Raw genomic sequence first — 13,697 nt, forward strand, 5'->3', positions numbered from 1 at the left:
GCCCGCGGGGGAAGGAAATTTCCGCGAGTCGGGTTACCTTTCAGTCTGTGCCGACTCCCGGTAGGGGGATTTGCAAGCGAACAGCGAGGTAGGAAGCAGCGTGCCAGCCAACAACGGCAGCGCCGGCGGAACACGCCTGGTCATCGTCGAGTCGCCGGCCAAGGCGAAGACGATCGCCGGGTACCTCGGGCGCGGCTACATCGTCGAATCGAGCATCGGTCACATCCGCGACCTGCCGGAGAAGGCCGACGACATTCCCGAGAAGTACAAGGGCGCTCCGTGGGCGCGGCTCGGGGTCAACGTCGAGCACGAGTTCGAGCCGCTGTACGTCGTCAACCCCGACAAACGGTCGCAGGTCAACAAGCTGCGGCAGCTGCTGAAGGACGCTGACGAGCTCTATCTGGCCACTGACGAGGACCGCGAGGGCGAGGCCATCGCCTGGCACCTGCGCGAGGTGCTCAAGCCCAAGGTCCCCGTGCACCGCATGGTGTTCCACGAGATCACCCCGCAGGCCATCCGGGACGCCGTGGCAAACCCGCGCGACCTCAACCTCCGCCTCGTGGACGCCCAGGAGACGCGGCGCATCCTCGACCGCCTCTACGGCTACGAGGTCAGCCCGGTCCTGTGGAAGAAGGTCAAGCCCCGGCTGTCGGCCGGTCGCGTGCAGTCGGTGGCGACGAGGCTGGTGGTGGAGCGGGAGCGCGAGCGCATGGCGTTCACGCCGGCCCATTACTGGGACCTGCAGGCGCTCTTCGACACCAACAAGACCGAGGAGCGGCCGCGCGACTTCACGGCGACGCTGACCGGGGTGAACGGCAAGCGGGTGGCGCAGGGCCGCGACTTCGCCAGCACGGGGCAGCTCAAGAACGCCGACGTCCTCCACCTTTCCGAGGCCGCCGCGGGCGAGCTGGCCGGCAGGCTCAGGGGTTCGTCGTTCGCGGTCAAGTCCGTCGAGCGGAAGCCGTACACGCGCAAGCCGTATGCGCCGTTCCGGACGACCACATTGCAGCAGGAGGCCAGCCGGAAGCTGGGGTTCTCCGCGAAATACACGATGCAGGTGGCGCAGCGGCTCTATGAGAACGGCTTCATCACCTACATGCGTACCGACAGCATCACGCTGTCGGAGACCGCCGTGGCGGCCGCGCGGTCGCAGGCGATCAAGCTGTACGGCGCCGCGTACGTGCCCGACAAGCCGCGCGTCTACAGCAGCAAGGTGAAGAGCGCGCAGGAGGCGCACGAGGCGATCCGGCCGTCAGGCGAGGAGTTCCGCACGCCGGGCGAGACCGGGCTGTCCGGCGACATGTTCCGCCTGTACGAGCTGATCTGGCAGCGGACGGTGTCCTCGCAGATGAAGGACGCGGTCGGCGAGTCGATCACGGTCAAGGTGGCCGGCAGGTCGTCCGCGGGCGAGGACGTCGAGTTCAGCGCCTCCGGTCGGACGATCACGTTCTACGGGTTCCTCAAGGCGTACGTCGAGGGGGCCGACGACCCCGCGACCGACCGCGACGACTCGGAGAAGCGGCTGCCGAACCTGGCTGAAGGCGACGCGCTCAGCATGACCCGGCTCGACGTCGCGGGCCACTCCACCAAGCCGCCCGCGCGTTACACCGAGGCGTCGCTGGTCAAGGAGCTGGAGGACCGGGAGATCGGGCGGCCCTCGACGTACGCCTCGATCATCGGGACCATCCTCGACCGCGGCTACGTGTTCAAGAAGGGCACGGCGCTGGTGCCGTCCTTCCTGGCGTTCGCCGTGGTCAACCTGCTCGAGCAGCATTTCGGCAACCTGGTCGACTACGACTTCACGGCCGAGATGGAGAAGGTGCTCGACGACATCGCCAACGACCGGGCGGAGCGGGTGCCGGAGCTGCAGCGCTTCTACTACGGCGCGGACGGCGACGAGGGCCTGAAGGAGATGGTCACCGACCTCGGCGAGATCGACGCCAAGGAGATCAGCTCCTTCCCGGTCAAGGGCTCGGACATCGTGCTGCGGGTCGGACGGTACGGCCCGTACCTCGACAGGGACGGCGCGCGGGTCAATGTGCCCGAGGACATGACGCCCGACGAGCTGACGGCGGAGAAGGCCGAGGAGCTGTTCTCCCGGCCGACGGGCGACCGGCAGCTGGGGCAGGACCCGGTGACCGGCCACATGATCGTGGCCAAGGACGGCCGGTACGGGCCTTACGTCACGGAGATCCTGCCCGAGGCGCCGGAGGACGAGGCGCCGAAGAAGCGGACGAAGAAGGCCGACGCGCCCAAGCCGCGCACGAGCTCGCTGTTCAAGACGATGTCGCTGGACACCATCACGCTGGAGGACGCGCTCAAGCTGCTGGCGATCCCCAGGCTCGTGGGCGAGCTGGAGGGCGAGGAGGTCGTGGCGTACAACGGGAAGTTCGGCCCGTACCTGAAGAAGGGGACGGACTCCCGGTCGCTGGCTTCGGAAGAAGACCTGCTGACCGTCACGATCGACCAGGCCAAGGAGCTGTTCGCGCAGCCCAAGACGCGCGGGCGGCGGGCGGCCGCCGCGGCGCCGCTGCGCGAGCTGGGCGACGACCCCAACTCCAAGAAGCCGGTCGTGGTGAAGGAGGGGCGGTTCGGCCCCTACGTGACCGACGGCGAGACGAACGCGTCGCTGCGCAAGGGCGACACGGTCGAGGACATCACGATCGACCGGGCGGCCGAGCTGCTGGCCGAGCGGCGTGAGCGGGCGCCGGCGCCGAAGAAGACCACTGCCAGGAAGGCGCCCGCGAAGAAGCCCGCGGCGAAGAAGCCGGCGGCCAAGCCGTAGCGCACGGTCCGCGACTTCCGGGAGGTCACCACTTCCGGGGGTCGCGGGTCCAGCCGTAGGGAGGTCGCCGCTTCCGGGGTCGCGGGTCCAGCCATAGGGAGGCCGCCGCTTCGGGGTCGCGGGTCCTGCCGCAGGTGGCTTGTCACTTCCGGGGGCCGCCGGACGCCGCCGCCGGAAGTAGCATCAATGACGTGATCGTGTTGGTGTTCGCGGGCTTGGTCCTGCTTGCGCACTTTTATCTGTGGCATCGGATGGTGCGCTCCACGACCGGCCCGGGGCGCCTCCGCAAGGTGCTGAGCTGGGGCGTGGTGGGCCTGGCCGCCCTGGTCGTGGCGACGTTCGTGGGCAGCCGGATGGAGTTCGGCCACTGGCTGGCCTGGCCGGGATACGTCTGGCTGGCCCTGATGTTCTACTTGCTGGTCTTCCTCGTGGTGCTGGAGGTGCCGCGCGCGGTGGCCGCGTTCTTCGTGCGCAGGGTCGAGCGGCGGGCGGCGCCGGAGCCGGAGCCCGTGCCGGCCATGGCGGGCGGCGCCCCGGCGATTCCCGAGCCCGCGCCTGAGGCGCCGCCGATGAGCAGGAGGCTCTTTCTCGGGCGGGCCACCGCGACCGTCGCGGGCGTGGGGGCGTTGGGCACGGTCGGGTACGGCATGTCGAGCGCACTCGGCGACCCCGTGATCGAACGCGTGAAGGTGGCGCTGCCGAAGCTGGATGCGCGGCTCAGCGGCCTGCGGTTCGCGGTGGTGAGCGACATCCACCTGGGGCCGCTGACGGGCCGGGGGCACACCGAGCGGATCGTCCGCATGATCAACGGGCTCGAGGCCGACGTGGTGGCGATCGTGGGCGATCTGGTGGACGGGTCGGTCGCCCAGCTGGGGGCGCTGGCGCAGCCGCTGAAGAGCCTGGAGTCCCGCTACGGGGCATATTTCGTGACCGGTAACCACGAGTACTTCGCCCCCAGCGGGCCCTTGGAGTGGATCGAGGAGCTCGACCAGCTCGGCGTACGCTCGCTGCGGAACCAGCGCGTGGAGATCAAGCACCAGGGCGCCGTGCTCGACCTGGCCGGGGTCAACGACCTCAACGGCGAGTCCGCGGGCGACGGCCCCGACTTCGACAAGGCGCTGGGCGGCCGGGACACCAGCCGGTCCACCGTGCTGCTCGCGCACCAGCCGGTCCAGGTGGAACAGGCCGCCCGCCACGGCGTCGACCTGCAGCTGTCCGGACACACGCACGGCGGGCAGATCGCGCCGTTCAACCTGGTGGTGGGGCTGCAGCAGCCCGTGGTCTCCGGCCTGGCCACAGTCGACGGGGTCCAGGTCTACGTCACCAGGGGCGCGGGGTTCTGGGGCCCGCCCGTACGCGTCGGGGCGCCGCCGGAGATCACGATGCTGGAGTTGCGGGCCTGACTTTCCGCGATCCGGTAGCCACAGACTGTCATCGTGGCGTAGAGTATCCGACCGGATACTTCTCGGAGGTGGGCATGGTCTCTTCGCCGATGGAGGCGGCGCACGCCGCCTTCTGGGCCGAGCGGGGCGGGCTGCTGTTCAGGCAGGCCAGGCATGCGGCGAGCATGAACCAGCGGGCCCTGGCCAGCGTGAGCGGCACGTCGAGGACCACGCTCTCGGCCTACGAGCACGGCAGGAAGTCGCCGACGCTCGAGACCGCGGGGCGCATTCTCGACGCGGCGGGGTTCCGGCTGGCGCTGGAGCCGAAGGTGGAGTTCGCCATTCGGGAGAGCGGCGACGGGCACCGGTTCCACGTGCCGAGCCGGCTGCCGCGACTGCCGGTCGCGGCCGCACTTGGAGTGGCGCGGCTGCGCGATCGTGACTACGACTTGGCCGACCGGGAGGAGCGTCGGGCGGCGTACGTGCTGCTTCTGTGTGAGGGCGGTCCTCAGGAACTGCTCGATCACGTGGACGCGGTGCTGCTGGCCGAGCTCTGGGATGAGCTGGATCTACCGCCCTATATCCGTGCCGAGTGGCGGCCATTGATGGAAGGCGCGCAACATGGGGTTGGAGTTAGCACATGATGACGTTTTCGGGCCCATTCGGGTGTGGGACACCCCACGACGGGGCGTGCGTAATACCCTCTGCCACAAGCCGTCTGGAATATCCATCGGGTCTCTGGTCTGACCGCTTCGCCTGACACTGGATACGCTGAAATCGTCACTCGCTCCCTGGCAAAGGCCGGGGCCTGCTCCGCGCGAATCGGGGCGGGCCGGAGTGACCAGACCCAGCCACCACCGGCAAGGAGGTGACCTTGGTGGCTACGTTGGACACACGCCAGCAGATCCACTCCGCCGTGCTTCCTCAGCGGCGGACCCTGGAATCCGCGCCAGCAGACAACCTCGGAGCAGGGACGAAACGGGGGGCGGACGCCTTCGGGCAGCGGAGTGCCCAACATGGTCGAGGGGAGACCCGCCACGTTTCACCCAGCGCGGCGGGCGTCACCCGCGTAAGCGGAGAAGCCGGTCGTGAGACCGCACCCCGCGTGTTCGTCCTGGCATCGGACGGCACGCCGCTGGATCCATGCCATCCCGCCCGTGCCCGCAAGCTTCTCGCCGCAGGGCGGGCGGTGGTGGCCCGGCACACCCCGTTCGTCATCCGGTTGAAGGACCGCACTTCTGAGCAGTGCGAGGTCGAGGGCGTGGAGGTGTCCCTGGATCCGGGTAGCAGGCATACCGGCATCAGCGTGTTCCGCGCCCACGACGGCACCCGGTATGGCCTGTACGGCATTCAGCTCAACCACCGCGGCGGCAAGATCCGTGACAAGCTCACGGCCCGCGCCGCCTACCGGCGCGGCAGGCGGTCGCGGAATCTGCGCTATCGTGCCCCCCGGTTCGCCAATCGCGCCCGACCGCAGGGCTGGTTGCCGCCGAGCCTTAAGCATCGCCTGGTCACCGTGATGAGCTGGATGGAGCGCCTGCGACGCCTGGTCCCGGTACGCGCGATCCAGTTGGAGACCGTGCGGTTCGACGTCCATGCCCTGGCTGCGGGCAGGCCGCTGGCCGGCGTCGAGTACCAGCACGGCACGTTGCACGGCTTTGAGGTGCGCGAATACCTGCTGGAGAAATGGAGGCGGGCGTGCGCTTACTGCGCGGCACGTGGCATCCCGTTGACCATCGACCACATCCAGCCTCGCTCCCGGGGCGGCTCGGACCGGATCAGCAACCTGTGCCTGGCCTGCGTGCCCTGCAATCAAGCCAAGAACAGCATGCCGGTCGCCGAGTTCCTGGCCGACCGTCCGGCAGTCCTGGCTCGGGTGCTCGCACACGCCAAGGCATCGCTGAGGGACGCCGCCGCAGTCAACGCCACCCGCCGGGCGCTGTATGAGGCGTTGAAGGCGGCCGGCCTGCCTGTGCGCTGCGGCAGCGGCGGCCGTACCAAATGGAATCGGCACCGCACCGGTGCTCCCAAGTCTCACACCCTGGACGCCCTCCATGTGGGCGAACTTCACGGAGTCGAGTCCTGGCCTGGCCAGGTGCTGGTGGTCGCCGCCACCGGGAGAGGTACCTACTGCCGCACCCGTACCGACGCCTTCGGCTTCCCCCGGCTGCGCATGCCCCGCACCAAGCAGATCTTCCGATACCAGACCGGAGACCTCGTACGCGCGATCGTGCCGAGAGGCAAGCACACCGGAACGCACACTGGCAGGGTCGCCGTCCGCACCTCTGGCAGCCATACCGTGCAGACCCCCACCGGCCCAGTCAAGACCTCACACAAGCATCTGCGCCTGCTCCAGCGAGCCGATGGCTACACCTACACGACCAAGCAGGAAGATCGCCCGTGCGACCCTCTGACGAGCGTGCGTCTGTCGGCCAGCCGCCATTTCCTTGTTCCGCTTTGCGGTAGTACGTTTCCTCTCCGGCCTGAAGGCCGGAGTATCCATGGAGAGGCCCGATGACTGCCCTTGGCCGACGCCACCCGACCCATGTGCTGACCATTGCGCCGTTCAGACGGCTGTGGACGGCCATGTCGGTCTGCAGTCTGGGTGACTGGCTCAACCTCCTGGCCCTGACCGCCCTGGCCGCCAACATCACGCAGGGCGACTACCGCGTGCAGTCGCTCGCCGTCGGCGGCGTGTTCGTCGCCAAGATGCTGCCTGCCGTGCTGCTCGGGCCGCTTGCGGGCGTGTTCGCCGACCGGTTCGACCGGCGGTTGACGATGTTCGTGGCCGATCTGGTCAGGTTCGCCGTGGTGCTGTCGATCCCGCTGGTCCTCAGCTTCCAGTGGATGATCGGCTATCAGTGGGTGATCATCGCGACCATCCTGGTCGAGTGCGTCAACCTGTTCTGGGTCCCGGCCAAGGAGGCCACCGTCCCCAACCTGGTGCCCAAGGACCAGTTGGAGTCGGCCAACCGGCTCAACCTGCTGGTCACGTACGGCACCGCGCCGGTCGCGGCGCTGCTGTTCGCGGCGCTGTCCGTGGTGGGCGACGCGTTCGGGGGCCTGATGCCGTTCGCGGTCGGCACGGACGCCACCGGGCTGGCGCTGATCGTCAACGCCTGCGCCTACCTCGTCTCGGCCTTCCTGATCTTCACGCTGCGTGACATCCCCAAGCGCGACGGCGCGATCTCCACGCCCTCCGTCCTCAAGCAGATCGTCGAGGGCTGGCGGTACGTCGGCGGCAACCGGCTGGTGCGCGGGCTGATCATCGGCATGCTGGGGGCGTTCGCCGCGGGCGGGGCCGTGGTCGGCGTCGCGAAGATCTACGTGGGGGCGCTCGGCGGCGGCGACGCGGCCTACGGCGTGGTGTTCGGCGCGGTGTTCTCCGGTATGGCGCTGGGCATGTTCTTCGGGCTCAGGCTGCTCCGCGAGCTGTCGCGGCGGCGGCTGTTCGGCCTGGCCATCACGGTCGCGGGGCTGGTGCTCGTGGCCACAGCGCTGATCCACAACCTGGTGATCGTGGTCATGCTGACCGTGCTGCTGGGAGCGTGCGCGGGCATCGCCTGGATCATCGGCTACACGTTGATCGGGCTCGAGGTCGAGGACGGGCTGCGCGGCCGTACGTTCTCGTTCCTGCAGTCGACGGCGCGGGTGACGTTGCTGCTGGTGGTCGCCGTGGCCAACCCGCTGGCGGCGATCTTCGGCGTGCACGTGCTGCGGATGGGCGAGTTCGCCTACCGGTTCGACGGCTCCAACCTGGTGCTGGTGATCGGCGGCGTGCTCGCGACGGTCGTGGGCATCCTGGCGCTGCGGCACATGGACGACAGGAAGGGCATCTCCCTGTCGGCCGACCTGATCGCGACGGTGCGGGGCGAGCGGTTCCCGGCGGAGGCGGCCGAGCACGTGCCCGGCCTGTTCCTGGCGTTCGAGGGCGGCGAGGGGTCGGGCAAGACGACCCAGTCGCGGCTGATCGCCATCTGGCTGCGCGACCAGGGCTACGACGTGGTGCAGACGCGCGAGCCTGGCTCGACCAAGGTGGGGATGCGGCTGCGGGCGATCCTGCTCGACGCGGCCGAGCGCGGGCTGTCGGCGCGGTCTGAGGCGCTGCTCTACGCCGCCGACCGGGCCGAGCACGTGGAGAAGGTGATCCGTCCCGCGCTCTACCGGGGCTCGCTCGTGATCACCGACCGCTACGTCGACTCTTCGCTGGCCTACCAGGGAGCGGGGCGGGCGCTCGACCCCAAGGACGTGTCCAAGATCAACGCTTGGGCCACCGGCGGGCTGGTGCCGCATCTGACCGTGCTCATCGACACGCCGCCCCAGGTGGGGCTGACCCGGCTGGGCGGGGCCGCCGATCGGATCGAGTCGGAGCCGCTGGAGTTCCACGAGCGGGTGCGCAAGGAGTTCCGCGCGCTGGCCGCGGCGGCGCCCGAGCGTTACCTCGTGGTGGACGGCACGCTGCCGCCCGAGGTGATCACCCACCAGATCCAGGACCGGATCCGCGAGATCCTGCCGGACCCGGTGCCGGAGGAGTCGGAGGATGCCACGGGCACGATGCCCGCCATCACCGACACCATGTTCTCCACACGCCGGCGCGACTGACCTGCCCGCCCTGCCCGGGGCAGGTGCACCTGGTCGGCGCCGGCGGCACATCCACGCCGACGCTGGCACTGGCACCGACTCGAGTACGGGCACCGGCACGAGCACGGGCACCGGCGCGGGCGGGCTGCGCTTCGGCAGAGGTCCTTTCGGGGAGGCGCCGCGGCGGTGCTGTACCGGAGTGTGATTGTGTGTGGGCGTGAGGCTATGTGCAGCTAGCCTTACGTCGTGGCAGTTTTCGACGACCTCATCGGGCAGGACCAGGCGGCGGCCGTGCTGTCACGGGCCGCGGCGGCGGCCAAGGAGGTCGTCGAGGGCGGGCGCGGCGCGGGCATGACCCACGCGTGGCTGTTCACCGGTCCGCCGGGCTCGGGTCGGGAGGAGGCCGCCCGCGCCTTCGCCGCGGCGCTGCTCTGCCCCGACGGGGGCTGTGGCCACTGTGACCAGTGCCACCAGGTGTTCATCGGCTCGCACCCCGACCTCGAGTCCGTACGCCCCCAGGGTCTGTCCTACAGCGTCAAGCAGACCCGGGAGCTCATCCTGCGGGCGGCCGGGGCGCCGACGCAGGGGCGGTGGCGGGTCATCCTGTTCGAGGACGCCGACCGGGCCACGGAGTCGGCAGCGAACGCCCTGCTCAAGGCCATCGAGGAGCCGCCGCCCCGTACGGTGTGGCTGCTGTGCGCGCCGGCTCCGGACGACATGATGATCACCATCAGGTCGCGCTGCCGGGTGGTCAACCTGACCACCCCCGCCGCGGAGGCCGTCGCCCACGTGCTGGCCACGCGTGACAGCGTGCCGCCGGAGGTGGCCAGGTTCGCCGCCAGGGCCGCCCAGGGGCACGTCAGCAGGGCGCGGGCGCTGGCGCTTGACGAGGGCGTCAGGCGGCGTCGTGAGGCGGTGCTGAGCATTCCCCGCTCGCTGACCGGGGTGGGAGAGTGCGTCTCGGCGGCCGAGCGGCTGGTGAAGACGGCCGAGGAGGAGGCCGCCGCGGCCACGGCCGCGCTCAACGAGAGTGAGACCGCCGAGCTGCGCAAGCTCTACGGCGAAGGGTCCACGGGCAAGGGGCTCAACCGAGGGCTGGTACGCGGCGGGGCCGGGGCCTTGAAGGAGCTTGAGGACCGGCAGAAGTCGAGGGCCACGCGGATCAAGCGCGATTCGCTGGACTCGGCGCTGCTGGAGCTGGTGTCGTTCTATCGGGACGTGCTGGCCATGCAGTTCGGGGCGGGTGTCGAGCTGGCCAACGACGACCTCCGTTTCGACCTCGACCAGCTGGCCAAGGCCTCCACGCCGGAGGAGACCCTGCGGCGGATCGACGCGATCATGCAGTGCCGGGAACGGCTGGCGGCGAGCGTCAATCCGCAGATGGCCGTCGAGGCGATGATGCTGGCGCTCCGCCCCTGAGCCGCGCCTGGAGCGCTAGGCTGCCCGGGTTGATCGCATTCCTGAGGGGGTTCCGTGCGCGCTCGGGCGTTATGGTCGGTAGTTGTCGGTGCGTCGCTTCTCACCGGGCAGGGGGCCGCCCGGGCGGCCACGCTCGATCCGGTGCCCTCCTCGGAGGTCAGCGCGACCGATCAGTGGGAGATCGTCGTCTTCCTCTGCACGCCGGCCGCCTACGGCTGTCACAAGCGAGGCGTCACCGAGAAGCAGAAGCGGGCGCTGCGAATGTTCCTGGAGGGCATGCCGGAGCTGAGCGACGTCCGGTTCGTCGATCGGGCCGGCGCGTATGGGAACTTCCGCCAGGATTTCGCATCCAACAAGACGTTGCTCAAGGCCGTGTGGGCGAAGGACCTGCCGGAGTCGTTCCGGTTGAAGGTGAAACAGGGGGCTGACCGGGACAGGGTGAGAATCGCGGCGGCACGGCGGACGGGGGTGGACATGGCCATCGACCTCGCCGAGATCTATGACGATCCACACCGTACGTCGGAATGGGACGCCAGCGTCTTCCTGTGCGTGGAAGATTCGGCCATGCGGCCCTGCTTGTCAGGCCGCGGCAAGGCGAACGGCGCAGTGGTGACGCCCGAGGAGAGGAAGGCGATCGTCGCGGCGATCAAACGGACGCCTGCGGTCGAGTCGTACGTTTACGAGGATCAGGCGACGGCGTACCGGAACTTCCGCGAGCTCTACGCCGACAACGAGGCCCTCATCGACGCCACCCTGCTCTCGGACATGCCCGAGTCGTACCGACTGAAGTTGCGGTCCGAGGCCGACTGGAATGCCGTGAGCCGCAGGCTGGCGCGGCTGCGCGGGGTGAGCCAGGTGTACAACCAGAGATGTATGGACGCCAAGCTCAAACTGGACGTCGAGTACGGACGCGGTGACCTCCCTGAGAGCAAGGTCTGCGCACCGCGTTGACAGACCGGTCGGGTGACGCGAGCAGCAGATGAGGCTGTGAGGCGTCTCTGATACGTGGAAGTCGAACTACTCACCCAACAAGAGGCCCTGGCGCGGCGGCGGGTCGACGTGGCGTCGATCTTCGCCGAGCACCACGTGGGCCTCGTCAGGCTGGCCCTGATCATGGTCGGCGATCGGGCGAGCGCAGAGGACGTCGTACAGGAGGCGTTCGCGCGCACCCACGCGGGCCGCGGCCGGTTACGCGACGCCGACAAGGCGCTGGCCTACGTCCGCTCCGCGGTGCTCAACGGGTGCCGGTCGGTGCTGCGCAGGCGGGCGACGGTGTTCCGGCGCGCGGTGCCGTACGAGCCGCCTGTCTGGTCGGCGGAGAGCGCCGCGCTCATGGGCGAGGAGCACCGCGAGGTGCTGCTGGCCCTGCGTGACCTGCCGCGCAGGCAGCGCGAGGCACTCACGCTGCGCTACTACTTCGACCTGTCCGACCAGGAGATCGCCGACACCATGGGGATCGGCGCCAGCACGGTCAGGTCCACGATCGCACGAGGGCTGGCGGCTCTCGGCCGGGTGCTTGGGGAGGATTCATGACCAGCCGCGTGGAAGACAGACTGCGCGAGGCCCTCGTCGAGGCGGGGGAGACGGTGGACATCAGCGCGCTCGCGCCGTTGCGAGAGCCGCAGGGGCGGCGGTTCCGGGTGGACTTCCGACTGGTGGCTGCTGCGGCGGCGGTCGTGGTGCTCGCGGGGGCGGCGACGGCCGTGTGGCTGGTCGGTTCGGGCGACGAGAACCGTGCGGTGGCGGCAGACCCCGCGTCCGCCGAGAGCACGGAGGCGGCCGTCTTCTTGTGTACGAAGTCGGCGACGGAGCCGAAGTGCCAGGGGCGCGACGTCAGCCTTGAGGAGACGGAGGCGATCCAGCGGACGCTGAAAGAGCTGCCACAGCTCGAAGAAATATCCTTCACAGATCAGAAGACCGCCTACAAGAATTTCCAAGCCGCTTTCGCGCACAACAAGGCGGTGCTGGACGCGGTGGAGGCCACCGATCTGCCGACGTCGTTCAGGCTGAAGCTCAGAAAGGGGGCCAGAACGCAGGAGGTGGAGAAGGCGCTTCGGGGCGTGCCCGGAGTGCTGGGCGTCGTGGAGCAGGCTCCTCCCATGACGGAGCCGCTGAAGCCGCAGATCAACGTGTTCCTCTGCGGCAAGGCGTCTCCCCTACCGGCGTGTGGTGCCAAGCGCGAGTCCCAGGAGAAGGGCGACTTCAAGGTCACCAAGGGCGGAAAGGCAGTGACGACCGCCCAGAAGCAAGCCATCGAGAGAACGATCAAGGCCATGCCTGAGGTCAAGGAGGTCGTCTTCGAAGACCAGACGGTGGCGTACGAGAGGTTCCGGCGCCAGTACCGGGACAACAAGAGGCTCCTCGATGCCGTCAAGGTAGGGGACATGCCGGAAACGTTCACAGTGATGATGAAGCCCGAGGTGGAGTGGGCGCCGGTGGTCCGGAAACTGAGGAAGCAGCCGGGGGTGAGTCAAGTCTTCTACGTCCCATGCGCGGCCGACAACACGGAGTTGGCGACCGCCTTCGGGCTGATCTTGCCGGACGAGAAGGTGTGCCCGGTAGGCAAGTGATCCGGCTCCCCCCTCACTCTCCCCCCGTGGCACACGTAATGTGGCTGTACGACCCCTAGGCCGTCAGGAGGCGAGCTCGAGCCCATGGGAATGATCATGGCCGTGAGCTTCACCCGCTACGGGAGGCTCTACTACCTCGATCCCGGCGAGCACAGCCCGAAGGTGGGCGACAAAGTGCTCGTGCCGACCGACTCGGGTCCAGAGGTGGCGGAGTGCGTGTGGGCGCCGCAGTACTCGAGCGAGGACATCGACGGGCTGCCGGTGTGCGCGGGTCTCGCGGGCGAGGAGCAGCTCGCCCGCGACGAGGCCAACAAGCGGCGCAGGGCCGAGGCGCGCAGTGTGGCCAAGCGGCTGATCAAGCGGCACACGCTGCCGATGAAGGTCGTCGGGATCGACTACCTCGACGAGGACAACGTCTACACGGTCTATTTCTCGGCCCCGCACCGGGTCGACTTCCGCGCCCTCGTACGCGATCTGGCCCGTAATCTCCGGGCCAGGGTCGAGCTGCGGCAGATCGGGCCGAGGGACGAGGCGCGGCTGCAGGGCGGCATCGGCCCCTGCGGCCGTGACCTGTGCTGCGCCACGTTCCTGAAGGACTTCGAGCCGGTCTCGGTGCGGATGGCCAAGGATCAGGACCTTCCCGTCAATCCCCTGCGGATCGCGGGGGCGTGCGGGCGGCTCATGTGCTGTCTCAAGTACGAGCACCCGCTGTATGTCGAGACGCGTTACCGGATGCCCCGCAACGGAAGCCGCGTGAGCACGCCGCAGGGCGACGGGACCGTGGTCGGGCACAACGTCCCCTCCGACACGGTGACAGTGCGCCTGGACGACGGTGGCAGGCGCTGCGCGTGCCCGTCCGCCTCGGTGTGCTCGCCCCGCATCCAGCACGACACGATGTACGGCAAGGAGCAGGGGTCACAGCACGATCAGGCATAAGTCGGAGGGCTTCCTTCAACTGGA

Annotated in this window: 10 protein-coding genes; all 10 read left to right on the forward strand. The window is 69.1% G+C overall.

The genetic code is table 11. The features are described from left to right. Positions 1–100 precede the first annotated feature (100 nt). Positions 101–2,785, forward strand: coding sequence for a type I DNA topoisomerase (gene topA, locus ABD830_RS43410; RefSeq protein ID WP_345000501.1), 2,685 nt, complete (start codon positions 101–103; stop codon positions 2,783–2,785). A gap of 191 nt (positions 2,786–2,976) precedes the next feature. Next, complete coding sequence (locus tag ABD830_RS43415) at positions 2,977–4,188, forward strand: metallophosphoesterase (RefSeq protein ID WP_345000503.1); 1,212 nt, start codon at positions 2,977–2,979, stop codon at positions 4,186–4,188. A gap of 74 nt (positions 4,189–4,262) precedes the next feature. Continuing rightward, on the forward strand, positions 4,263–4,811 hold the full coding sequence (locus ABD830_RS43420) for a helix-turn-helix transcriptional regulator (protein WP_345000505.1): 549 nt from the start codon (positions 4,263–4,265) through the stop codon (positions 4,809–4,811). Between the two features lie 461 nt (positions 4,812–5,272). After that, on the forward strand, positions 5,273–6,685 hold the full coding sequence (gene iscB / locus ABD830_RS43425) for an RNA-guided endonuclease IscB (protein WP_345000507.1): 1,413 nt from the start codon (positions 5,273–5,275) through the stop codon (positions 6,683–6,685). After that, positions 6,682–8,769, forward strand: a complete 2,088-nt coding sequence (gene tmk / locus ABD830_RS43430; protein ID WP_345000509.1) for a dTMP kinase — start codon at positions 6,682–6,684, stop codon at positions 8,767–8,769. Before iscB ends, tmk begins: the two co-directional genes overlap by 4 nt. A gap of 225 nt (positions 8,770–8,994) precedes the next feature. Next, positions 8,995–10,167, forward strand: a complete 1,173-nt coding sequence (locus ABD830_RS43435; RefSeq protein WP_345000511.1) for a DNA polymerase III subunit delta' — start codon at positions 8,995–8,997, stop codon at positions 10,165–10,167. 141 nt (positions 10,168–10,308) lie between these two features. Beyond that, positions 10,309–11,118 (forward strand): permease-like cell division protein FtsX, encoded by an 810-nt coding sequence (locus tag ABD830_RS43440; RefSeq protein WP_345000514.1) that lies wholly within the window; start codon positions 10,309–10,311, stop codon positions 11,116–11,118. A gap of 54 nt (positions 11,119–11,172) precedes the next feature. Next, positions 11,173–11,700, forward strand: coding sequence for a SigE family RNA polymerase sigma factor (locus ABD830_RS43445; RefSeq protein ID WP_345000516.1), 528 nt, complete (start codon positions 11,173–11,175; stop codon positions 11,698–11,700). Next, positions 11,697–12,737, forward strand: coding sequence for a permease-like cell division protein FtsX (locus ABD830_RS43450; protein ID WP_345000518.1), 1,041 nt, complete (start codon positions 11,697–11,699; stop codon positions 12,735–12,737). Before ABD830_RS43445 ends, ABD830_RS43450 begins: the two co-directional genes overlap by 4 nt. Before the next feature lie 84 nt (positions 12,738–12,821). Next, positions 12,822–13,673 carry a PSP1 domain-containing protein gene (locus ABD830_RS43455; RefSeq protein ID WP_378520967.1) on the forward strand — a complete coding sequence of 284 codons (852 nt, stop codon included), beginning with the start codon at positions 12,822–12,824 and terminating at the stop codon, positions 13,671–13,673. Positions 13,674–13,697 lie beyond the last annotated feature (24 nt).

The sequence above is a fragment of the Nonomuraea helvata genome (genome assembly GCF_039535785.1).
Taxonomy (GTDB): Bacteria; Actinomycetota; Actinomycetes; order Streptosporangiales; family Streptosporangiaceae; genus Nonomuraea; species Nonomuraea helvata.

Excerpts from the sequence above, each read along its gene's own strand:
- ABD830_RS43420 (WP_345000505.1), top strand. The coding sequence starts at position 4,263 with ATGGTCTCTTCGCCGATGGAGGCGGCGCACGCCGCCTTCTGGGCCGAG.
- tmk (WP_345000509.1), top strand. The coding sequence starts at position 6,682 with ATGACTGCCCTTGGCCGACGCCACCCGACCCATGTGCTGACCATTGCG.
- ABD830_RS43450 (WP_345000518.1), top strand. The coding sequence starts at position 11,697 with ATGACCAGCCGCGTGGAAGACAGACTGCGCGAGGCCCTCGTCGAGGCG.
- ABD830_RS43455 (WP_378520967.1), top strand. The coding sequence starts at position 12,822 with ATGGGAATGATCATGGCCGTGAGCTTCACCCGCTACGGGAGGCTCTAC.